Origin of the sequence: Providencia sp. PROV080, assembly GCF_033688105.1 — a bacterium.
Taxonomy (GTDB): Bacteria; Pseudomonadota; Gammaproteobacteria; order Enterobacterales; family Enterobacteriaceae; genus Providencia; species Providencia zhejiangensis.
Genome location: NZ_CP096346.1, coordinates 3,955,270 through 3,977,726, shown reverse-complemented (window position 1 = coordinate 3,977,726; position 22,457 = coordinate 3,955,270). Strand labels below are relative to the sequence as shown.

At 44.5% G+C, this 22,457-nt stretch carries 23 protein-coding genes, 6 tRNA genes, 4 rRNA genes and 1 pseudogene; 33 read left to right on the top strand and 1 reads right to left on the bottom strand.

Features of this window, described 5'->3' with window-relative positions:
- Positions 1–50: 50 nt before the first annotated feature.
- The 11 genes and pseudogenes from M1F03_RS18040 to M1F03_RS17990 all read left to right on the top strand — a co-directional run.
- Positions 51–383 (top strand): annotated as a pseudogene (locus M1F03_RS18040) (TonB-dependent receptor domain-containing protein); the annotation flags it as partial.
- Positions 328–1,194 carry a glutamate racemase gene (murI, locus tag M1F03_RS18035; protein WP_163863321.1) on the top strand — a complete coding sequence of 289 codons (867 nt, stop codon included), beginning with the start codon at positions 328–330 and terminating at the stop codon, positions 1,192–1,194. The pseudogene M1F03_RS18040 and the gene murI, both read left to right, overlap by 56 nt.
- Before the next feature lie 538 nt (positions 1,195–1,732).
- Positions 1,733–3,272, top strand: a 16S ribosomal RNA gene (locus M1F03_RS18030).
- 87 nt (positions 3,273–3,359) lie between these two features.
- Positions 3,360–3,435, top strand: a tRNA-Glu gene (locus tag M1F03_RS18025).
- 460 nt (positions 3,436–3,895) lie between these two features.
- Positions 3,896–6,801, top strand: a 23S ribosomal RNA gene (locus M1F03_RS18020).
- Between the two features lie 119 nt (positions 6,802–6,920).
- A 5S ribosomal RNA gene (rrf, locus tag M1F03_RS18015) occupies positions 6,921–7,036 on the top strand.
- A 45-nt stretch (positions 7,037–7,081) separates the two neighbouring features.
- Positions 7,082–7,157: transfer RNA gene (locus M1F03_RS18010), tRNA-Thr, on the top strand.
- A gap of 28 nt (positions 7,158–7,185) precedes the next feature.
- A 5S ribosomal RNA gene (rrf, locus tag M1F03_RS18005) occupies positions 7,186–7,301 on the top strand.
- The 16S, 23S and 5S rRNA genes sit together here with 2 tRNA genes alongside, the layout of an rRNA operon.
- Before the next feature lie 208 nt (positions 7,302–7,509).
- The gene (gene murB, locus M1F03_RS18000) at positions 7,510–8,544 is read left to right on the top strand and encodes a UDP-N-acetylmuramate dehydrogenase (RefSeq protein ID WP_154624963.1); all 1,035 of its coding nucleotides are present in this window, start codon (positions 7,510–7,512) and stop codon (positions 8,542–8,544) included.
- A complete protein-coding gene (gene birA / locus M1F03_RS17995) occupies positions 8,541–9,518 on the top strand; it encodes a bifunctional biotin--[acetyl-CoA-carboxylase] ligase/biotin operon repressor BirA (protein ID WP_163863319.1) in 978 nt (325 codons plus the stop codon). Before murB ends, birA begins: the two co-directional genes overlap by 4 nt.
- A 193-nt stretch (positions 9,519–9,711) precedes the next feature.
- Complete coding sequence (locus M1F03_RS17990; RefSeq protein WP_318840035.1) at positions 9,712–10,608, top strand: hypothetical protein; 897 nt, start codon at positions 9,712–9,714, stop codon at positions 10,606–10,608.
- Between the two features lie 81 nt (positions 10,609–10,689).
- Here M1F03_RS17990 and coaA read toward each other — a convergent pair whose 3' ends face one another.
- Complete coding sequence (gene coaA / locus M1F03_RS17985) at positions 10,690–11,640, bottom strand: type I pantothenate kinase (protein ID WP_154624779.1); 951 nt, start codon at positions 11,638–11,640, stop codon at positions 10,690–10,692.
- 438 nt (positions 11,641–12,078) lie between these two features.
- Here coaA and M1F03_RS17980 point away from each other — a divergent pair.
- The 22 genes from M1F03_RS17980 (at position 12,079) to rplE (ending at position 22,455) form a co-directional block, all read left to right on the top strand.
- Positions 12,079–12,154: transfer RNA gene (locus tag M1F03_RS17980), tRNA-Thr, on the top strand.
- Between the two features lie 16 nt (positions 12,155–12,170).
- Positions 12,171–12,255, top strand: a tRNA-Tyr gene (locus M1F03_RS17975).
- 74 nt (positions 12,256–12,329) lie between these two features.
- Positions 12,330–12,404: transfer RNA gene (locus tag M1F03_RS17970), tRNA-Gly, on the top strand.
- A 6-nt stretch (positions 12,405–12,410) separates the two neighbouring features.
- A tRNA-Thr gene (locus M1F03_RS17965) sits at positions 12,411–12,486 on the top strand.
- Between the two features lie 121 nt (positions 12,487–12,607).
- Entirely contained in the window at positions 12,608–13,792 is a 1,185-nt protein-coding gene (tuf, locus tag M1F03_RS17960) for an elongation factor Tu (RefSeq protein ID WP_154624778.1), read from the top strand.
- Positions 13,793–14,070: 278 nt separating this feature from the next.
- The gene (locus M1F03_RS17955; protein ID WP_251464779.1) at positions 14,071–14,814 is read left to right on the top strand and encodes an SDR family NAD(P)-dependent oxidoreductase; all 744 of its coding nucleotides are present in this window, start codon (positions 14,071–14,073) and stop codon (positions 14,812–14,814) included.
- Positions 14,815–14,904: 90 nt separating this feature from the next.
- On the top strand, positions 14,905–15,105 hold the full coding sequence (bfd, locus tag M1F03_RS17950; protein ID WP_154624959.1) for a bacterioferritin-associated ferredoxin: 201 nt from the start codon (positions 14,905–14,907) through the stop codon (positions 15,103–15,105).
- Between the two features lie 127 nt (positions 15,106–15,232).
- Positions 15,233–15,706, top strand: a complete 474-nt coding sequence (gene bfr / locus M1F03_RS17945) for a bacterioferritin (RefSeq protein WP_154624958.1) — start codon at positions 15,233–15,235, stop codon at positions 15,704–15,706.
- Between the two features lie 352 nt (positions 15,707–16,058).
- Positions 16,059–16,370 carry a 30S ribosomal protein S10 gene (gene rpsJ, locus M1F03_RS17940; protein ID WP_318840034.1) on the top strand — a complete coding sequence of 104 codons (312 nt, stop codon included), beginning with the start codon at positions 16,059–16,061 and terminating at the stop codon, positions 16,368–16,370.
- Positions 16,371–16,402: 32 nt separating this feature from the next.
- Positions 16,403–17,032 carry a 50S ribosomal protein L3 gene (gene rplC, locus M1F03_RS17935; RefSeq protein ID WP_154624957.1) on the top strand — a complete coding sequence of 210 codons (630 nt, stop codon included), beginning with the start codon at positions 16,403–16,405 and terminating at the stop codon, positions 17,030–17,032.
- 16 nt (positions 17,033–17,048) lie between these two features.
- Positions 17,049–17,654 (top strand): 50S ribosomal protein L4, encoded by a 606-nt coding sequence (gene rplD / locus M1F03_RS17930; RefSeq protein WP_004926458.1) that lies wholly within the window; start codon positions 17,049–17,051, stop codon positions 17,652–17,654.
- Positions 17,651–17,953: a 50S ribosomal protein L23 gene (gene rplW / locus M1F03_RS17925; RefSeq protein ID WP_004926456.1), complete on the top strand. Its 303-nt coding sequence runs from the start codon at positions 17,651–17,653 to the stop codon at positions 17,951–17,953. The genes rplD and rplW overlap by 4 nt, the downstream gene beginning before the upstream one ends.
- A gap of 19 nt (positions 17,954–17,972) precedes the next feature.
- The gene (rplB, locus tag M1F03_RS17920; RefSeq protein ID WP_070928794.1) at positions 17,973–18,797 is read left to right on the top strand and encodes a 50S ribosomal protein L2; all 825 of its coding nucleotides are present in this window, start codon (positions 17,973–17,975) and stop codon (positions 18,795–18,797) included.
- Positions 18,798–18,811: 14 nt separating this feature from the next.
- The gene (gene rpsS / locus M1F03_RS17915; protein WP_004265426.1) at positions 18,812–19,090 is read left to right on the top strand and encodes a 30S ribosomal protein S19; all 279 of its coding nucleotides are present in this window, start codon (positions 18,812–18,814) and stop codon (positions 19,088–19,090) included.
- 15 nt (positions 19,091–19,105) lie between these two features.
- A complete protein-coding gene (gene rplV / locus M1F03_RS17910; protein ID WP_004265430.1) occupies positions 19,106–19,438 on the top strand; it encodes a 50S ribosomal protein L22 in 333 nt (110 codons plus the stop codon).
- Between the two features lie 17 nt (positions 19,439–19,455).
- Positions 19,456–20,157: a 30S ribosomal protein S3 gene (gene rpsC / locus M1F03_RS17905; protein WP_004926451.1), complete on the top strand. Its 702-nt coding sequence runs from the start codon at positions 19,456–19,458 to the stop codon at positions 20,155–20,157.
- A 12-nt stretch (positions 20,158–20,169) separates the two neighbouring features.
- A complete protein-coding gene (gene rplP / locus M1F03_RS17900; RefSeq protein WP_004926449.1) occupies positions 20,170–20,580 on the top strand; it encodes a 50S ribosomal protein L16 in 411 nt (136 codons plus the stop codon).
- Entirely contained in the window at positions 20,580–20,771 is a 192-nt protein-coding gene (gene rpmC / locus M1F03_RS17895) for a 50S ribosomal protein L29 (RefSeq protein WP_008913885.1), read from the top strand. The genes rplP and rpmC overlap by 1 nt, the downstream gene beginning before the upstream one ends.
- Complete coding sequence (rpsQ, locus tag M1F03_RS17890) at positions 20,771–21,025, top strand: 30S ribosomal protein S17 (protein WP_154624956.1); 255 nt, start codon at positions 20,771–20,773, stop codon at positions 21,023–21,025. Before rpmC ends, rpsQ begins: the two co-directional genes overlap by 1 nt.
- A gap of 177 nt (positions 21,026–21,202) precedes the next feature.
- Complete coding sequence (gene rplN, locus M1F03_RS17885) at positions 21,203–21,574, top strand: 50S ribosomal protein L14 (protein WP_004926446.1); 372 nt, start codon at positions 21,203–21,205, stop codon at positions 21,572–21,574.
- A gap of 11 nt (positions 21,575–21,585) precedes the next feature.
- Positions 21,586–21,900, top strand: a complete 315-nt coding sequence (gene rplX, locus M1F03_RS17880; protein ID WP_154624955.1) for a 50S ribosomal protein L24 — start codon at positions 21,586–21,588, stop codon at positions 21,898–21,900.
- A 15-nt stretch (positions 21,901–21,915) separates the two neighbouring features.
- Positions 21,916–22,455 (top strand): 50S ribosomal protein L5, encoded by a 540-nt coding sequence (rplE, locus tag M1F03_RS17875; RefSeq protein ID WP_070928791.1) that lies wholly within the window; start codon positions 21,916–21,918, stop codon positions 22,453–22,455.
- Positions 22,456–22,457 lie beyond the last annotated feature (2 nt).

Sequence of the window (22,457 nt, the reverse complement as noted above, 5' to 3'; positions counted from 1 at the left end):
ACAACTTCTAGTGTCTCAAATTGAAGTGTCTATTTGAATTAGACCAGAACAATCCCAGAAATAAAATGACGAACAAAGTATTGGAGCGCCGAGCTAAGCAACAAGTGAAATACCAATTAGATTGGAATATTGCTGAGGTAGATATGGGGCTAACTTATCACTATATAGGTTCGCGTTATGATAATGACTTTTCCCAATCACCATCAAAACGTCTAAAACAAGGGGGGGTTAGCCTTTGGGATCTCACAGCGGCATATCCAATCACTTCACAGCTCACAATTCGTGGTAAAATAGCTAATATGTTCGATAAAGACTATGAGACCGCGTATGGTTATCGCACCGCTGGAAGAGAATATTTCCTTACAGGAAGCTACAACTTCTAATCACAACCTATCTATTCGCCCGACCATCCTTGTGTTTGATTCAGGGGTGGGCGGGTTATCTGTTTATCGTGAAGTCAAAAAATTACTGCCTAACGCACATTATATATATGCATTCGATAATGAAGCTTTTCCTTATGGCGAAAAGAGCGAAGAGTTTATTGTCGATAGGGTTTATCAAATCGTGAATGCAATTGCCAAAAAGCATCCTTTGACTATTACTATCATCGCATGTAACACCGCAAGTACGATTAGCTTGCCTAATCTTAGAGCGCATTTTAATTTTCCTGTGGTTGGTGTCGTACCCGCGATTAAACCCGCCACTAAATTAACCCGAAATGGCATAGTTGGGTTGTTAGCGACGAAGGGCACCGTCAATCGCGAGTATACGAAAGAGTTGATTGCGCGATTTGCGACAGACTGTAGAGTCATTTCACTTGGTTCAGCGGACCTTGTGCAATTGGCAGAAAGAAAGCTACATGGAGAACAGATACCTTTAACAGAAGTCGCCAATGCGGTGAAACCATGGTTAAGAATGCCAGAAGCGCCAGATACCGTTGTTCTAGGCTGTACTCATTTCCCTCTATTAATAGAAGAACTTGAGCAAGTGCTTCCAAATGGAACTCGATTCATTGATTCAGGCGCTGCAATTGCTAGGCGTACGGTATGGCTGATTAACAATCAAGCAGAAGATATCATTGCGAGTCATGATGCAGATTTTGCGTATTGTCTATTAATGAATCATAGCGCGATAGAATTGCAATCAGTGTTGGCCACTGAAGGGTTTAATTCGTTGGAAAAACTGGCTATCTAAGTTAAATTTGATGGCAATCTGAGCAAACGAAAAAAAAATTGAAAAAAGGGGTTGCCAGAATTTTCTGACTCCCTATAATGCGCCTCCACTGACCGACGATGAGCCAACACAGAATGTGATGGCAAGCCCAAAAGGCTAACGACGGCAGACGAGAGAATCTGAAAAGATAAGCGAAAAAAAAGCTTGACTCTCGGTGAGGAAAGCGTAATATACGCCACCTCGCGACAACAACCTAAACGGTTAATATCGAAAGATAAAGTCGCAACGCTCTTTAACAATTTATCAGACAATCTGTGTGGGCACTCACAGGACACTATCAAAAAAATATTTGATTTTAAGTCTTGAAGAGTGACTAACACGTTAATTCATATATGAACTAACAATGTGCAATTCGATTGTGGAAGGATAACGCGAAGGCGAGTGAGTATTTCCGAGACAGTACTGAGGTACGGCGAGGAAAGCGGAGCGAAGCCGACAATGTTAGCCGAACAGAAGCGAATTGATAAACAGTTTAATTCTTTGAGCATCAGACTACTTTTAATTGAAGAGTTTGATCATGGCTCAGATTGAACGCTGGCGGCAGGCCTAACACATGCAAGTCGAGCGGTAACAGGGGAAGCTTGCTTCCCGCTGACGAGCGGCGGACGGGTGAGTAATGTATGGGGATCTGCCCGATAGAGAGGGATAACTACTGGAAACGGTGGCTAATACCGCATAATCTCTAAGGAGCAAAGCAGGGGACCTTCGGGCCTTGCGCTATCGGATGAACCCATATGGGATTAGCTAGTAGGTGGGGTAATGGCTCACCTAGGCGACGATCCCTAGCTGGTCTGAGAGGATGATCAGCCACACTGGGACTGAGACACGGCCCAGACTCCTACGGGAGGCAGCAGTGGGGAATATTGCACAATGGGCGCAAGCCTGATGCAGCCATGCCGCGTGTATGAAGAAGGCCCTAGGGTTGTAAAGTACTTTCAGTCGGGAGGAAGGCGTTGATGCTAATATCATCAACGATTGACGTTACCGACAGAAGAAGCACCGGCTAACTCCGTGCCAGCAGCCGCGGTAATACGGAGGGTGCAAGCGTTAATCGGAATTACTGGGCGTAAAGCGCACGCAGGCGGTTGATTAAGTTAGATGTGAAATCCCCGGGCTTAACCTGGGAATGGCATCTAAGACTGGTCAGCTAGAGTCTTGTAGAGGGGGGTAGAATTCCATGTGTAGCGGTGAAATGCGTAGAGATGTGGAGGAATACCGGTGGCGAAGGCGGCCCCCTGGACAAAGACTGACGCTCAGGTGCGAAAGCGTGGGGAGCAAACAGGATTAGATACCCTGGTAGTCCACGCTGTAAACGATGTCGATTTGGAGGTTGTGCCCTTGAGGCGTGGCTTCCGGAGCTAACGCGTTAAATCGACCGCCTGGGGAGTACGGCCGCAAGGTTAAAACTCAAATGAATTGACGGGGGCCCGCACAAGCGGTGGAGCATGTGGTTTAATTCGATGCAACGCGAAGAACCTTACCTACTCTTGACATCCAGAGAACTTAGCAGAGATGCTTTGGTGCCTTCGGGAACTCTGAGACAGGTGCTGCATGGCTGTCGTCAGCTCGTGTTGTGAAATGTTGGGTTAAGTCCCGCAACGAGCGCAACCCTTATCCTTTGTTGCCAGCGATTCGGTCGGGAACTCAAAGGAGACTGCCGGTGATAAACCGGAGGAAGGTGGGGATGACGTCAAGTCATCATGGCCCTTACGAGTAGGGCTACACACGTGCTACAATGGCGTATACAAAGAGAAGCGACCTCGCGAGAGCAAGCGGAACTCATAAAGTACGTCGTAGTCCGGATTGGAGTCTGCAACTCGACTCCATGAAGTCGGAATCGCTAGTAATCGTAGATCAGAATGCTACGGTGAATACGTTCCCGGGCCTTGTACACACCGCCCGTCACACCATGGGAGTGGGTTGCAAAAGAAGTAGGTAGCTTAACCTTCGGGAGGGCGCTTACCACTTTGTGATCCATGACTGGGGTGAAGTCGTAACAAGGTAACCGTAGGGGAACCTGCGGTTGGATCACCTCCTTACCATTGAAGTGTTTTGTGAAGTGTTCACACAGATTGTCTGATGAAAAGTAGAGCAAAGCCAATCTAAGATTGACTGAAGACCTTGTTGTCCCCTTCGTCTAGAGGCCTAGGACACCGCCCTTTCACGGCGGTAACAGGGGTTCGAATCCCCTAGGGGACGCCATTCAGTGTGGGTCAATCGAAAGGCTGCGCGTCGACCTTTCAGCGTTGTGCGGTGCTCGCGATGCTCATGTACTGAATGTACATTCCGCTCGCTGTGCGCCTACGCCTTGAAATGTCTTAGCTCGCACTTTCTCGAAAGTGCTGGCCATAAATAATGATTAAACTAATTCACTGAGTTAGTTTAACAATTATGCTCTTTAACAATCTGGAACAAGCTGAAAATTGAAACAACGCACATTGTTTATCGCTTAAACAATGTGAGAGTCTCTCAAAATTTCAAACCTGAAATTTTCGGTCATTCAAACGAGTGGCATGAGCGAGCAGTGTGAAATTCACGGCGTAGGAGCGCAGTCAGCGCAGCGTACATCGGTACGTGAGCATGACGAGCACCGCGCAACAAAGAATTTCACCACGCACAGCCATGACAGTTAGGTGATCGTTGAAACAATTTCGGGTTGTGAGGTTAAGCGACTAAGCGTACACGGTGGATGCCTAGGCAATCAGAGGCGATGAAGGACGTGCTAATCTGCGAAAAGCGTCGGTAAGGTGATATGAACCGCTATAGCCGACGATGTCCGAATGGGGAAACCCAGTGCAATTCGTTGCACTATCGTTTGATGAATCCATAGTCAAACGAGGCGAACCGAGGGAACTGAAACATCTCAGTACCTCGAGGAAAAGAAATCAACCGAGATTCCCCTAGTAGCGGCGAGCGAACGGGGAGCAGCCCAGAGTCTTAATCAGCATCAGCATCAGGAGAACGGTCTGGAAAGTCCGGCAGTAAAGGGTGATAGCCCCGTATCCGAAGGTGTTGGTGTTGTGAACTCGACGAGTAGGGCGGGACACGTGTTATCCTGTCTGAATATGGGGGGACCATCCTCCAAGGCTAAATACTCCTGATTGACCGATAGTGAACCAGTACCGTGAGGGAAAGGCGAAAAGAACCCCGGCGAGGGGAGTGAAATAGAACCTGAAACCGTGTACGTACAAGCAGTGGGAGCACCTTTTAGGTGTGACTGCGTACCTTTTGTATAATGGGTCAGCGACTTATATTCTGTAGCAAGGTTAACCGTATAGGGGAGCCGTAGGGAAACCGAGTCTTAACTGGGCGATTAAGTTGCAGGGTATAGACCCGAAACCCGGTGATCTAGCCATGGGCAGGTTGAAGGTTGGGTAACACTAACTGGAGGACCGAACCGACTAATGTTGAAAAATTAGCGGATGACTTGTGGCTGGGGGTGAAAGGCCAATCAAACCGGGAGATAGCTGGTTCTCCCCGAAAGCTATTTAGGTAGCGCCTCGTGAACTCATCTTCGGGGGTAGAGCACTGTTTCGGCTAGGGGGTCATCCCGACTTACCAACCCGATGCAAACTACGAATACCGAAGAATGTTATCACGGGAGACACACGGCGGGTGCTAACGTTCGTCGTGAAGAGGGAAACAACCCAGACCGCCAGCTAAGGTCCCAAAGTCATGGTTAAGTGGGAAACGAAGTGGGAAGGCTCAGACAGCCAGGATGTTGGCTTAGAAGCAGCCATCATTTAAAGAAAGCGTAATAGCTCACTGGTCGAGTCGGCCTGCGCGGAAGATGTAACGGGGCTAAACCATGCACCGAAGCTGCGGCAGCGACATTTAGATGTTGTTGGGTAGGGGAGCGTTCTGTAAGCCTGTGAAGGTGTGCTGTGAGGCATGCTGGAGGTATCAGAAGTGCGAATGCTGACATAAGTAACGATAATGCGGGTGAAAAACCCGCACGCCGGAAGACCAAGGGTTCCTGTCCAACGTTAATCGGGGCAGGGTGAGTCGACCCCTAAGGCGAGGCAGAAATGCGTAGTCGATGGGAAACAGGTTAATATTCCTGTACTGGTGATAATTGCGATGGGGGGACGGAGAAGGCTAGGCTGGCCGGGCGACGGTTGTCCCGGTTTAAGGATGTAGGCAGGTGAATTAGGCAAATCCGGTTCACTATATGCTGAGGTCTGATGACGAGTCACTACGGTGGCGAAGTAGCTCATGCCCCGCTTCCAGGAAAAGCCTCTAAGCTCTAGATTATCATTAATCGTACCCCAAACCGACACAGGTGGTCAGGTAGAGAATACTCAGGCGCTTGAGAGAACTCGGGTGAAGGAACTAGGCAAAATGGTGCCGTAACTTCGGGAGAAGGCACGCTGGCGCTAGGTGAAGTCCCTCGCGGATGGAGCTGAAGCCAGTCGCAGATACCAGCTGGCTGCAACTGTTTATTAAAAACACAGCACTGTGCAAACACGAAAGTGGACGTATACGGTGTGACGCCTGCCCGGTGCTGGAAGGTTAATTGATGGGGTTATCCGTAAGGAGAAGCTCTTGATCGAAGCCCCAGTAAACGGCGGCCGTAACTATAACGGTCCTAAGGTAGCGAAATTCCTTGTCGGGTAAGTTCCGACCTGCACGAATGGCGTAATGATGGCCAGGCTGTCTCCACCCGAGACTCAGTGAAATTGAACTCGCTGTGAAGATGCAGTGTACCCGCGGCAAGACGGAAAGACCCCGTGAACCTTTACTATAGCTTGACACTGAACATTGAGCCTTGATGTGTAGGATAGGTGGGAGGCTTTGAAGTGTGGACGCCAGTCTGCATGGAGCCAACCTTGAAATACCACCCTTTAATGTTTGATGTTCTAACGTGGCCCCATTATCTGGGGTGCGGACAGTGTCTGGTGGGTAGTTTGACTGGGGCGGTCTCCTCCCAAAGAGTAACGGAGGAGCACGAAGGTTGGCTAAGCATGGTCGGACATCATGCGGTTAGTGCAAAGGCATAAGCCAGCTTGACTGCGAGAGTGACGGCTCGAGCAGGTACGAAAGTAGGTCTTAGTGATCCGGTGGTTCTGAATGGAAGGGCCATCGCTCAACGGATAAAAGGTACTCCGGGGATAACAGGCTGATACCGCCCAAGAGTTCATATCGACGGCGGTGTTTGGCACCTCGATGTCGGCTCATCACATCCTGGGGCTGAAGTAGGTCCCAAGGGTATGGCTGTTCGCCATTTAAAGTGGTACGCGAGCTGGGTTTAGAACGTCGTGAGACAGTTCGGTCCCTATCTGCCGTGGGCGTTGGAAGATTGAAAGGGGCTGCTCCTAGTACGAGAGGACCGGAGTGGACGCACCACTGGTGTTCGGGTTGTCATGCCAATGGCACTGCCCGGTAGCTAAGTGCGGAAGAGATAACCGCTGAAAGCATCTAAGCGGGAAACTTGCCTTGAGATGAGTCTTCCCTGACTCTTTAAGGGTCCTAAAGGAACGTTTAAGACTAAGACGTTGATAGGCTGGGTGTGTAAGCGTAGCGATACGTTGAGCTAACCAGTACTAATGAACCGTGAGGCTTAACCTGACAACACCGAAGGTGTTTTAGAGAGAACGTTGTGAAGCGCACGCAGAGTGTGAGAAATTAGCTTGTTCAAGATTGCTGTTCTGGTTGGTGCAAGCCGACGGGAACAAAAACCGAATTTGTCTGGCGGCAATAGCGCGGTGGTCCCACCTGACCCCATGCCGAACTCAGCAGTGAAACGCCGTAGCGCCGATGGTAGTGTGGGGTCTCCCCATGTGAGAGTAGGGAACTGCCAGACATCAATTTTAAAGGTTGTGTCAGTACTGACTGACCGCACCATATTGCTGATATGGCTCAGTTGGTAGAGCACACCCTTGGTAAGGGTGAGGTCCCCAGTTCGAATCTGGGTATCAGCACCATGAATTATCGGCATTTAAAAAGAATTTACCTAGCGGCAATAGCGCGGTGGTCCCACCTGACCCCATGCCGAACTCAGTAGTGAAACGCCGTAGCGCCGATGGTAGTGTGGGGTCTCCCCATGTGAGAGTAGGGAACTGCTAGGTTTTAAACATAAAAAAGCCACCTTAATCGGTGGCTTTTTGCTATTTAGCGTTTGCAAAAGCTCCCACAACCTTTGATATATTGTTTCGATTTTTACTGTTTTAAAGTAATACTCTTAATATCATCAATGTCGCTTCATTATTTAATGATTCTCGTTGGTCGGCCTGATAGACTTGTCTTATCTTTATTTATTGTTTATCGAAGGCTGCAATGAACCCATCCCTTGAATTAAAACCATTTAATAGTTTTGGTATTGATGCAACAGCAAAGTCCATTTGTATTGCTGAATCAGCGGAAGCTATTTATCAGCAATGGCTTGAAGCAAAAAAACAGCAGTTACCTGTTTTGATTCTTGGTGGCGGTAGTAATGTTTTATTTATCGATAATTTTGATGGCGTAGTTATTTTAAATCGCATTAAAGGGATCAATGTAACTGAAACAGCTGATGATTGGCAGGTATATTCAGCAGCAGGTGAAAACTGGCATCAATTTATTGAATATTTAATGAATAACGGTATTAATGGAGCTGAAAACTTAGCATTAATACCTGGCTGTGTAGGATCTGCGCCAATACAAAATATAGGCGCTTATGGCGTTGAGCTAAAGGATATATGTGAGTATGTGGATATGTTGCATCTGATAACAGGTGAAACGGTGAGGATCCAAGCTGAAGAATGTCGTTTTGGTTATCGTGATAGTATCTTTAAGCATGAATATCAGGATGATTACATTATTATTGGTGTTGGGTTTAAACTTTCTAAACAATGGACTCCAAAACTCACTTATGGCGATTTGGCGCTGTTAGATCCTGAAACAGTCACACCACAGCAAGTTTTTGACTCTGTATGTAATACACGAAAAATGAAATTACCCGACCCTGCTATTACAGGAAATGCGGGTAGCTTTTTTAAAAACCCGATTATCTCGGCAGATAAAGCACAGCAAATAAAGCAGCTTTACCCCACATGTCCACAATATCTTCAGGAAGATGGTTCAGTCAAAGTTGCCGCAGGATGGCTGATAGATCAGTGTGGTCTGAAAGGTTATGAATTGGGCGGAGCGGCAGTTCATACACGGCAAGCTTTAGTGATAATTAATAAAAATCAAGCGACAGGGAATGATGTTGTTAATCTCGCTAGACATATTAGCCAAACGGTACATTCACATTTTGGTATTATGCTTGAGCCTGAAGTGAGATTTATTGGCAAAAATGGTGAAATTAACCCAATGGATTGTATTTTATGAAAGAAACTAGCATACCATTACAATTGATTGAGCTTTTATCGGATGCCCAAATTCACTCTGGACAACAACTGGGTGATAAAATTGGTATGACAAGAGCGGGTATCAATAAGCACATTAAAACGCTACGTTCATGGGGTATTCAGGTACAAACAATTACCGGAAAAGGCTATAAATTACCTTATTCAGTTAATTTGTTGAATGGTGAAGTAATTAGAAAGCAGGTTCAGGGGAGTCATGTGATCGTCGAACCTGTCATTGATTCAACAAATCAGTATATGCTGGATAGAATTCCTAGCTTACAGTCTGGTGATACATGTCTAGCGGAATATCAAAGTGCTGGAAGAGGCCGTAGAGGGCGACAGTGGGTTTCTCCATTTGGCTGTAATCTATATTTATCCATGTATTGGAAACTTGACCAAGGGCCGGCGGCGGCGGTAGGTCTTAGTTTAGTTGTGGGTATCGTCATTGCGAAAACGTTAAACAAAATTAGCAAAGGCAAAGTTAAGGTTAAATGGCCTAATGACCTTTACCTTAATGATAAAAAATTAGCAGGAATACTTGTTGAATTAACAGGTAAAACAGGTGATGCGGCACATATTATTATTGGTATTGGCATTAATATTGGTATGGAGAAAAAAAATATTGATAAAGAAAAATCCATCAACCAAGAATGGGCATCATTGGTAGACGAAGTTGAAAATATTGAAAGAAACGAATTATCAGCAAGTATTATTAATGCATTAAAAGAAGCATTAATCTTATTTGAAAAAGAAGGTTTAGCCCCATTTTTAGAGAGCTGGTTTGAGCTTGATAATTTCTTAGGAAGAAAGGTTAAGTTATTGATTGGAGATAAAATTATCACTGGGATTGAAAAGGGGATTGATCAGCAAGGTGCTCTTTTATTGCAACATGATAATGGTGATATTATTCCATATATTGGCGGTGAAATTTCATTAAGAGCGAATGAAATATAACGAAGTGTTTAATATATATCGACTGATTTTAGGTATATTTTTTGGTAGTGCAATAAAGGTATTTAAATCAGTTGATATCGAGTAAAACAGAAAAAATATTATTAAGGGCGACAATATTTTATTGTTAGAAATAAATAATTAATAATCTACACTTATTATAAATTATTTAAATCATACAGTTAATGCGAACATGATGAAAAGAATACAACAAACAGCTTTATTTTTAGTGTTAGTACATAATGCAAATTTAACTTATGCTGATGACTTAACTTCCGGATACTCTAAACTTTTAACCTTATCATCAAGCAATGATATCAGCGCATCTACGCTGCATTCTGAAGGGGTTGATTACAACAAATATATTTTGCCATATGTATTTGAAAATTTGTATCAGTATGAAGATTATGCATTCTCTCTCGGACTAAAAGGAAGTTATCTTAAAGTTCGCTTAGACCCGATTAGTATCAATGACGATAACGATATTTATTATGGGCGCTGGGATATATTCAATGTAATGGTTACCCCAAAAGTGGATTACAAATTAAATCAATATGTAACCCTAGAAGGGGCGGTTGATTTAGGTTATTCAAAAATGGTGAATAATTCTAAGGTTCGAGGAAGTCAAGAAGTAAAAGAGGGCCTCACCGATAATGGGCTACTTGATTGGGATGTTAATACCTTACATTTTGCGCCTGAAATCGGTGCGAAATTTAAAAAAGCCTTTGATAATAATGATGAGCTCACATTCCATAGCCGCATTTCATATATGGTGTTAACCGGTATTGATAATAATAAAAGCGGCGTTAAAGTTGATGATAATGCAGGAACATGGTCAACCGGAGCAAGTTATTTAGTTTCGGATGCCTTGAATATTATGGAAAAGGATTTTGACCTATTGCTGTCCAATCGAATTGGCGGTTTTTATGGTAAAGGTTATCGTGACTTATCTTTTGGATTTATTAACAGTACTGAAGTTGCAGTTGAAACACCGCTGAAAATTTATGGTTATGATATGAAAATGAAAATCGGTGTAGGCTATCTGTCGAGCGATAACGCCCACGGTACTACATTGGTATTTGGCCTCCAGTAATGATACGAACAGCGTATTTTAAATACCGTTGGAAATTATCAGTGAATAAATAACAGCCGGTTTTTAGCCGGCTTGCTGTTATTATTTTCTTAACCGAACACTCTGAATGGAATGGTTTTCACCCTTAGTCATGATGAGGCTAGCACGTTCTTTTGTCGGCAAAATATTTTCTTTGAGATTGAGTCCATTAATTTCATCCCAAATAGCGCCAGCGATATTAACGGCTTCTTCTTCACTCAATTTAGAGTAATTGTGAAAATAAGAATCAGGATCTGAGAATGCGCCTTGGCGAAATTTTAAGAATCTCCCCACATACCACTGTTTTAATAGTTCAGGGTTCGCATCGACATAGATAGAGAAGTCAACAAAATCGGATACAAACACATGGTGAGGGTCATGTGGGTAGTCCATATCGCTTTGTAACACGTTCAAGCCTTCTAAAATCAATATATCAGGTTGATCAATGACTTGTTGTTGGTCGGGAACGATGTCATAAGTGAGGTGCGAGTATACTGGTGCAACAACATTGCGGGCGCCTGACTTTATTTGTGAGACAAAGTTAACCAACCTACGCATATCATAAGATTGAGGGAAACCTTTTTTCTTCATGATATTACGATCTTTTAAAACTTGGTTCGGATATAAAAAACCATCCGTTGTGATTAAATCAACTTTTCGATGCTCAGGCCAGCGAGTCAACAGCGCCTGTAATAAGCGAGCCGTCGTGCTTTTACCGACAGCAACACTTCCAGCAATCCCTATAATGTATGGAACCTTAGCGCCATTGGTACCAAGAAATTGTTCTAACACAGCTTGGCGACGTAAATTAGAGCTAATATAGAAATTGAGTAAACGAGACAATGGTAGATAGATCTCAATAACATCTTCCATGGAGAGTTCTTCATTAATGCCTTTCAGCTCAGAAAGCTCACTTGGTGTTAATGTTAATGGCACTGAATCACGTAATGTAGCCCAATGTTCTCGATCAAACTCTAAGTATGGTGTAGTAATTAAATTCTCTGTCTGTTTCATAAACCAACATCTGCCTATTCTATGCAGGTTGGACAGGTTGCCTAAACACCCGTATCCGTAAAATTAAGTTGCATCATAGCGAGTGAAAGATAGTAGGCGTAGAACTTTTTATGTTTTATATGAATTTTTTTTGACGGAGGCTGTAAAAATATCATTAACTGCTGAAAAAAACAGCGATAGACATGGTCTCTAAACAGACAAAAAACGTCATTTTTAATTTTAAAAAATGAGTTCACCATTTTTTTATGGTGCCAAGACACTTTACTGATTAAATAATCCTAGATTATAGTAGCAATTCGCTGTAGATGTTTTAAGCTGAATGTAGCGAAAAAAGCATCAAAATCACAAAAAACGAATAAAATGTGAGCAAGCGAACAAAAAATTAAATTTTTTTGTTGCAAGTCGCGCTCACTCTTCCTAGAATGCGCAGCACTTGATGCCGGCATAGCTCAGTTGGTAGAGCAACTGACTTGTAATCAGTAGGTCCCGAGTTCGACTCTTGGTGCCGGCACCAATTAACAATTTGGATAGGTGGGATACCCAAGCGGCCAAAGGGAGCAGACTGTAAATCTGCCGTCATCGACTTCGAAGGTTCGAATCCTTCTCCCACCACCATCTCCAAGAAGCTTCCCAAGAGGAAACTTTAAGGAACAGTTTAGCAGCTGATAACTCAGGTAGCCGAGTTCATTGCGGGCATCGTATAATGGCTATTACCTCAGCCTTCCAAGCTGATGATGCGGGTTCGATTCCCGCTGCCCGCTCCAAGATGTGCTGATATGGCTCAGTTGGTAGAGCACACCCTTGGTAAGGGTGAGGTCGGCAGTTCGAATCTGCCTATCAGCACCACTTCCCTTATGTTCTCAAATATCTCCCTGATTTGTCTCCTGTAAAAAGCAAGCAAATAGAATCTTAACTGCTTGGTTGATGTGGTGTAGCCACCGATTCCGTGTCTTAGAGGGACAATCTAATGTCTAAAGAAAAATTTGAACGTTCAAAACCGCACGTTAACGTTGGTACAATCGGCCACGTTGACCACGGTAAAACTACCCTGACAGCAGCAATCACTACTGTTCTGGCAAAAACTTACGGCGGTAGCGCTCGTGCATTCGATCAAATCGATAACGCACCAGAAGAAAAAGCGCGTGGTATCACCATCTCTACTTCTCACGTAGAGTACGATACACCAACTCGCCACTACGCACACGTAGACTGCCCAGGACACGCCGACTATGTTAAAAACATGATCACCGGTGCTGCGCAGATGGATGGTGCAATCCTGGTTGTTGCTGCAACTGATGGCCCAATGCCACAAACTCGTGAGCACATCCTGTTAGGTCGTCAGGTTGGTGTTCCTTACATCATCGTTTTCCTGAACAAATGTGACATGGTAGACGACGAAGAGCTGTTAGAGCTAGTTGAAATGGAAGTTCGTGAGCTTCTGTCTCAGTACGATTTCCCAGGCGATGACACTCCAGTTATCCGTGGTTCAGCTCTGAAAGCGCTGGAAGGCAACCCAGAGTGGGAAGCGAAAATTGTTGAATTAGCAGAAGCACTGGACAGCTACATTCCAGAGCCAGAGCGTGCAATTGACAAGCCATTCCTGCTGCCAATCGAAGACGTATTCTCAATCTCTGGTCGTGGTACAGTAGTAACAGGCCGTGTTGAGCGTGGTATCATCAAAGTGGGTGAAGAAGTTGAAATCGTTGGTATCAAAGAGACCGCGAAAACCACTTGTACTGGTGTTGAAATGTTCCGTAAGCTTCTAGACGAAGGTCGTGCAGGTGAGAACGTTGGTGTTCTTCTGCGTGGTACTAAGCGTGAAGAAATCGAACGTGGTCAAGTTCTGGCGAAACCAGGTTCAATCAAGCCACACACTACTTTCGAATCAGAAGTTTATATCCTGAGCAAAGATGAAGGTGGTCGTCACACTCCATTCTTCAAAGGCTACCGTCCACAGTTCTACTTCCGTACAACTGACGTAACCGGTACTATCGAACTGCCAGAAGGCGTAGAGATGGTAATGCCAGGTGACAACATCAACATGAAAGTTACCCTGATCCACCCAATCGCGATGGATGATGGTTTGCGTTTCGCAATCCGTGAAGGTGGCCGTACTGTAGGTGCGGGTGTTGTTGCAAAAATCATTGCATAATAACAACCCACTTTAGTAAAAAGGGCATCATTAAGATGCCCTTTTGCATTTCAACGCTCTATTCCCTATTTTAACTCTCTCACTTTCATTTCACTTCGAACAATTACAAATAAAACTGTTCCTCTAGATATTATAATAATGAGTGATATTTTAATTTATTCATTACATATCAACGCGTTAAATCGATCACAGAACAAACATTAATCTGAGTGCTTTCTAAAAAGATAAGGCACAGCGCCTATTATTTAATAGTTGATGTCAAAATAAGGAAGCTAACTATGATTTCGTTTGAAAATAAGGTCGGTATCATTACTGGCGGTAATAGTGGAATTGGTTTAGCGGCGGCAAAAAAGTTTTTAGCGCTAGGGGCATCAGTTGTGATAACGGGGACTAACGTAGTTCGTGGTCAGAATGCTGAAAAGAAATTACAGGAAAAAGGGTACCCGATAAAGTTTATACAAATGGATGCTGCTAGCGAAAAAGATAACCAACAATTGGTACAGTTTGTAGTGAAAGAATATGGCACGATTGATTTTTTATTCGCAAATGCAGGGGTTCTGACTGATAGTGCTGCGGATAAATTAGCGTATGAGCAATGGAAGCGTCTCATTGATGTTAATTTGAATGGTGTTTTTTTGATCAATCAGGCAGTGATTCAATATTGGTTAGAAAATAAGCAAAAAGGAGCCATTGTTAACTGTAGTTCGATTTGCTCTTTTGTTGGTCAGCATGAATTTTCTGGATATTGTGCCTCAAAAGGGGGAGTAAAGTTGTTAACGCAAACATTAGCCATAGATTATGCGATCCACAATATTCGTGTGAATGCCGTTTGTCCTGGTTATATTGATACTCCTTTGTTAGATGGACGTCATTTAGATAAGCAAAAATTAGCAGAGCTTCATCCGATGAAAAGAATAGGTACGCCAGAAGAAGTCGCTAATGTTGTTGCATTTTTAGCGAGTGATGCAGCCTCTTTTGTCACAGGTGCTTCATATCTGGTTGATGGAGGCTTCACCGCTTAGCGAGGGAAATGTAAATTAACAATAATGATAATTGAAATGGTAATCATTATTATTTAAACTGCCTGTATGTGATTTATACAGGTAGTTGTTATGTACGTATGTCTTTGTGAAGCTATTACCGACAAACAAATTAGGAATGCCGTACGTCAGCATCATGTGGCATCCTTAAAAGGTTTGCGCCAAATTCTTCCCATTGGTCGTGAGTGTGGCAAATGTATTAGGCAAACACGTGAAATTATGAATGAAGAGCTAATACATATCGGCCAGCTACACATTGCTGAAGTCGCTTAATCGAAATAAGAATCATTTAACTCATTCATTAATAAGTAACTTTCATTTTAAATCTTGCAGATAAAATTACTCATTCATCGAATTTCAGTACTACACTTTAAAGACTGGAAGCGATGGAGGATTAAAAATGAAAGGCGATAAAAAAATGATAGCCCATTTAAACAAACTGTTGGGCAATGAATTAGTAGCAATTAATCAATATTTTCTTCATGCCCGTATGTTCAAAAATTGGGGATTAACCCGCCTCAACGAAGTGGAATACCATGAATCAATTGATGAAATGAAGCATGCAGATAAATATATTGAGCGTATATTATTTCTTGAAGGAATACCTAACCTACAAGATCTGGGTAAACTGAACATTGGTGAAGATGTTGAAGAAATGTTGGCCTCAGATCTCAAACTCGAATTAGATGGTGCTAAAAATCTGAAAGAAGCGATCAGTTATGCTGATTCCATCCATGACTATGTTAGTCGTGACTTAATGATTGAAATCTTAGCAGATGAAGAGAACCATATTGATTGGATTGAGACTCAGCTCGATTTAATTAAACGTATGGGGATTCAAAACTATACGCAAGCTCAAATCATCGAAGAGTAATCAAACTTCACATTATGCATTTTCCAAAAATGCCTCATTTGCTTACTGTGCGATGGGGCATTTTTTATTATCGGCAAAGAGGGAAGGGGGATAAAAATCAGAAAAATTCGCACATATTTTCCACGATTACTTGCGTTTAAGATTCAGTTGCGTATAATGCGCGGGCTTACTGATTAGTAATCTCTAATTTTTTAGGTTTTAAAGGTCAGTATTGAGTCAACGATTTGTTGCTCATTTAGACAATACTCCCGATTTGGGGGTTACATCAAAGAACGATTACACTCCCCCATCAATCGAAATGGGTGCGAGGAGTAATTATTTACGTTTATAAAATAGTTGGAGCTCTGGTCTCATGCAGAACCAAAGAATCCGTATCCGCCTGAAAGCCTTTGATCATCGTTTAATTGATCAATCAACTGCGGAAATCGTAGAGACTGCTAAGCGCACTGGTGCGCAAGTTCGTGGTCCTATCCCGCTGCCGACACGTAAAGAGCGTTTTACCGTTCTGATTTCTCCGCACGTTAACAAAGATGCGCGTGATCAGTACGAAATTCGCACTCACAAACGTCTGGTTGACATCGTTGAGCCAACCAAGAAGACCGTTGATGCTCTGATGCGTCTGGACCTGGCTGCCGGCGTAGACGTGCAGATCAGCCTGGGTTAATCAGGTCGTCGAACGATTGAGAGGTTGAAACAATGATTGGTTTAGTCGGTAAGAAAGTGGGTATGACTCGTATCTTCACTGAAGATGGCGTTTCTATCCCTGTAACTGTTATCGAAATCGAAAATAACCGTGTTACTCAGGTTAAAACTGCAGAAACTGACGGTTACAATGCAATTCAGGTGACTACTGGTAGCAAAAAAGCGAACCGTGTATCTAAGCCTGAAGCAGGTCATTTCGCTAAAGCTGGCGTTGAAGCTGGCCGTATTCTACGTGAATTCCGTACTGAAGAAGGTGCAGAGTTTAACGTAGGTCAAAGCATTAGCGTTGAAATTTTCGCTGACGTTAAAAAAGTCGACGTTACTGGTACATCTAAAGGTAAAGGTTTTGCCGGCACAGTTAAGCGCTGGAATTTCCGTACTCAAGATGCGACTCACGGTAACTCCTTGTCACACCGTGTTCCGGGTTCTATCGGTCAGAACCAGACTCCGGGCAAAGTGTTTAAAGGCAAGAAAATGGCAGGCCAACTGGGTAATGAGCGTGTAACCGTTCAGAGCTTAGATGTAGTACGTGTTGACGCTGAGCGCAACCTGCTGCTGGTCAAAGGTGCTGTTCCAGGAGCAACTGGTAGCAACCTGATCGTAAAACCGGCTGTCAAGGCTTAACGTCGAGGAGATAGGAATGGAATTGGTAATGAAAGACGCGCAAAGCGCGCTGACTGTTTCCGAAACTACCTTCGGGCGTGATTTCAATGAAGCGCTTGTTCACCAAGTAGTTGTTGCGTATGCAGCTGGTGCTCGTCAAGGTACTCGTGCTCAGAAAACTCGTGCTGAAGTTTCTGGTTCAGGTAAAAAACCATGGCGTCAAAAAGGCACAGGCCGCGCACGTTCTGGTTCTATCAAGAGCCCAATTTGGCGCTCTGGTGGTGTTAGCTTTGCTGCTAAACCACAGGACCACAGTCAAAAAGTTAATAAGAAGATGTACCGTGGTGCTCTGAAAAGCATCCTGTCTGAACTGGTACGTCAAGATCGTCTGATCGTTGTCGAGAAGTTTTCTGTTGAAGCACCTAAAACTAAGTTGCTAGCACAAAAACTGAAAGATATGGCTCTGGAAGATGTGCTGATCATCACTGCTGAATTAGATGAGAATCTGTTCTTAGCAGCACGTAACCTGTACAAGGTTGACGTTCGTGATGCAGCGGGTATCGACCCAGTTAGCTTAATCGCCTTCGACAAAGTGGTTATGACTGCTGATGCTGTGAAGCAAGTTGAGGAGATGCTGGCATGATCCGTGAAGAACGTCTGCTAAAAGTACTGCGCGCGCCGCACGTATCTGAAAAAGCTTCTACAGCGATGGAAAAAAGCAATACCATCGTTCTCAAAGTTGCGAAAGACGCGACTAAAGCAGAAATCAAAGCTGCTGTGCAGAAACTGTTTGAAGTCGAAGTTGAAGGTGTTAACACTTTGCTGGTTAAAGGCAAAACTAAACGCCACGGTCAGCGTTTCGGTCGTCGTAGCGACTGGAAAAAAGCTTACGTTACGCTGAAAGAAGGCCAGAATCTGGACTTCATTGGCGGCGCAGAGTAAGTCGGAGGAGTAAAGAACAATGGCAATTGTTAAATGTAAACCTACGTCTCCGGGCCGTCGCCACGTAGTTAAAGTGGTTAACCCTGAGCTGCATAAGGGTAAACCTTATGCTCCGCTGTTAGAGAAAAACAGCAAATCCGGTGGTCGCAACAACAATGGCCGTATCACCACTCGTCACATTGGTGGTGGCCATAAGCAACATTATCGTCTGGTTGACTTTAAACGCAACAAAGATGGTATCCCTGCTGTTGTTGAGCGTTTGGAATATGATCCAAACCGTTCTGCGAACATTGCACTGGTTCTATATAAAGACGGTGAACGTCGTTATATTCTTGCACCTAAAGGCCTGAAAGCTGGTGACCAGATTCAATCTGGTGTTGATTCAGCAATCAAAGCTGGTAACGCACTGCCTATGCGCAACATCCCTGTTGGTTCTACAGTTCACAACATCGAACTGAAACCAGGTAAAGGTGGTCAGTTAGCGCGTTCAGCAGGTACTTACGCTCAGATCGTTGCTCGTGACGGTGCTTATGTCACCCTACGTCTGCGCTCTGGTGAAATGCGTAAAGTTCTGGCTGATTGCCGTGCAACTTTAGGTGAAGTTGGTAACGCTGAACATATGTTACGTGTTCTGGGTAAAGCTGGTGCTAGCCGCTGGCGTGGTATTCGTCCTACTGTTCGTGGTACGGCGATGAACCCAGTTGATCACCCACATGGTGGTGGTGAAGGTCGTAACTTTGGTAAACACCCTGTAACACCATGGGGCGTTCAGACCAAAGGTAAGAAAACTCGTAGCAACAAGCGTACTGATCAATTCATCGTACGTCATCGTTCTAAAAAATAATTAGAGGATAAGCCATGCCACGTTCTCTCAAGAAAGGTCCTTTTATTGACCTGCACTTGCTGAAGAAGGTAGAGAAAGCGGTGGAAAGCGGAGACAAGAAGCCTCTCAAGACTTGGTCCCGTCGTTCAACGATCTTTCCTAATATGATCGGATTGACCATCGCTGTCCATAATGGTCGTCAGCATGTTCCAGTTTTCGTAACCGACGAAATGGTTGGTCACAAACTGGGTGAATTCGCACCGACTCGCACTTATCGCGGCCACGCGGCTGATAAGAAAGCTAAGAAACGTTAAGGATAGGAGGAAGAGATGGAAACTTTAGCTATGCATCGCCACGCTCGTTCTTCTGCCCAGAAGGTTCGCTTAGTTGCAGACCTTATTCGCGGTAAGAAAGTGTCGCAAGCTCTGGAAATTCTGACCTATACCAACAAGAAAGCTGCTGGTTTAGTGAAGAAAGTACTTGAATCTGCAATTGCTAACGCAGAGCAAAACGATGGCGCTGACATTGATGACCTGAAAGTTGCGAAAATTTTCGTAGACGAAGGTCCAACCATGAAACGCATCATGCCGCGTGCGAAAGGCCGTGCAGATCGTATTCTTAAGCGCACCAGCCACATTACTGTGGTTGTGTCCGATCGCTGAGACTCTGGAGACTAGCAATGGGTCAGAAAGTACATCCTAATGGTATTCGCCTGGGTATTGTCAAACCTTGGAACTCTACTTGGTACGCGAATACTAATGAATTCGCTGACAACCTAGACAGCGATTATAAAGTACGCCAGTACTTGAACAAAGAATTGGCAAAAGCGTCAATTTCACGCATCGTTATCGAGCGTCCTGCAAAAAGCATCCGTGTGACTATTCACACTGCTCGCCCAGGTATCGTTATCGGTAAGAAAGGTGAAGACGTAGAAAAACTGCGTAAAACAGTAGCGGATATCGCTGGTGTTCCTGCGCAAATCAATATCGCCGAAGTTCGTAAACCAGAACTAGACGCTAAATTGGTTGCTGATAGCATCGCTTCACAGCTGGAACGTCGTGTTATGTTCCGTCGTGCTATGAAACGTGCTGTACAGAACGCAATGCGTCTGGGCGCTAAAGGTATCAAAGTTGAAGTCAGTGGCCGTTTAGGCGGTGCTGAAATCGCTCGTACCGAGTGGTATCGTGAAGGCCGTGTGCCACTGCACACTCTACGTGCTGATATCGATTACAACACTTCAGAAGCGCACACTACTTATGGTGTTCTCGGCGTTAAGGTATGGATCTTCAAAGGTGAGATTCTGGGTGGTATGGCTGCTGTTGAACAAGCTGAGAAACCAGCTGCTCAACCTAAAAAGCAGCAGCGTAAAGGCCGCAAGTAAGGAGAGTCGCTGATGTTACAACCAAAGCGTACAAAATTCCGTAAAGTGCATAAAGGCCGCAACCGTGGTCTGGCACAAGGTACGGATGTTAGCTTCGGCACTTTCGGTCTTAAAGCTGTGGGCCGTGGTCGTCTGACTGCTCGTCAGATCGAAGCGGCACGTCGTGCTATGACCCGTGCAGTTAAGCGTCAAGGTAAAATCTGGATCCGTGTGTTCCCAGATAAGCCAATTACTGAAAAGCCACTCGAAGTTCGTATGGGTAAAGGTAAAGGTAACGTAGAATATTGGGTTGCTTTGATCCAGCCTGGTAAAGTCCTGTATGAAATGGACGGTGTGCCTGAAGAGCTGGCTCGTGAAGCATTCTCTCTGGCAGCAGCGAAACTGCCTATCAAAACCACCTTTGTAACTAAGACGGTGATGTAATGAAAGCACAAGAGCTGCGCGAAAAAAGCGTTGAAGAGCTGAATTCTGAACTGCTGAATCTGCTGCGTGAACAATTCAATTTACGTATGCAGGCTGCAAGCGGTCAGCTACAACAGTCTCATCTGTTGAAACAAGTGCGTCGCGATATCGCACGTGTGAAGACTTTACTGACTGAGAAGGCAGGTGCGTAATGAGCGATAAAATCCGTACTCTGCAAGGTCGTGTAGTTAGCGATAAAATGGAGAAATCCATCGTTGTTGCTATCGAGCGTATGGTGAAGCACCCTCTGTATGGTAAATTCATCCGTCGTACGACTAAATTGCACGTACATGACGAGAACAATGAATGTGGTATCGGTGACGTGGTAGAAATCCGCCAAACTCGTCCACTGTCTAAGACTAAGTCTTGGGCCTTAGTTCGCGTTGTTGAAAAAGCAATTCTGTAATAGAATAGCTTCTTCTGATAAATAAACGGCTCTTTTTTTACTGGGCCGTTTATTTTTTTCTGTCCATAACGAAGATGTGGTGTTATAATGCCGCGCCCTCGTATTATGGGGTATATTGAACGGTCTCTTCAATAATGAAGTGGCTCAGTAGTAGTTGACATTTAGCGGAGCACTAAAATGATCCAAGAACAGACTATGCTGAACGTGGCCGACAACTCCGGTGCACGTCGCGTAATGTGTATCAAGGTTCTAGGTGGCTCGCACCGTCGCTACGCAGGCGTCGGCGACATCATTAAAATTACTGTTAAAGAAGCAATTCCACGCGGTAAAGTGAAAAAAGGTGATGTCCTGAAGGCGGTAGTGGTGCGCACCAAGAAGGGTGTACGTCGCCCGGACGGTTCTGTCATTCGCTTCGATAGTAATGCATGCGTTATTTTAAACAATAACAGCGAGCAGGTAGTCGGTACGCGTATTTTTGGGCCGGTAACTCGTGAACTTCGTACAGAGAAGTTTATGAAAATTATTTCACTGGCACCTGAAGTACTCTAAGGAGCGGAACTATGGCAGCGAAAATCCGTCGTGATGACGAAGTTATCGTGCTGACTGGTAAAGATAAAGGTAAGCGCGGTAAAGTAAAACAGGTTATTTCTTCTGGTAAAGTTATCGTTGAAGGTATCAATCTGGTTAAGAAACATCAGAAGCCTGTCCCGGCTCTGAACCAACCAGGTGGCATCGTTGAAAAAGAAGCGGCTATTCAAGTTTCTAACGTTGCAATCTTTAACAAGGCAACCGGTAAGGCTGACCGTGTAGGCTTTAGATTTGAAGACGGTAAAAAAGTCCGTTTCTTCAAGTCTAACAGTGAAACTATCAAGTAATTTTTGGAGTATACGATGGCGAAACTGCATGATTACTATAAAGACGAAGTAACTAAACAACTGATGACTCAGTTTGGTTACAATTCTGTCATGCAAGTCCCTCGGGTCGAGAAGATCACCCTGAACATGGGTGTTGGTGAAGCGATCGCTGATAAGAAACTGCTGGATAATGCAGCAGCTGACTTAGCAGCAATCTCTGGTCAAAAACCACTGATCACCAAAGCACGCAAATCTGTTGCAGGCTTCAAAATCCGTCAGGGCTATCCAATCGGCTGTAAAGTAACTCTGCGTGGCGAACGCATGTGGGAGTTCCTTGAGCGACTGATTTCTATTGCTGTACCACGTATTCGTGACTTCCGTGGCTTGTCCGCTAAGTCATTTGATGGTCGCGGTAACTACAGCATGGGTGTACGTGAACAAATCATCTTCCCTGAAATCGATTACGATAAAGTGGATCGTGTACGTGGTTTAGATATTACTATCACCACGACTGCGAAATCAGATGATGAAGGTCGCGCACTGTTAGCAGCGTTCAACTTCCCGTTCCGCAAGTAAGG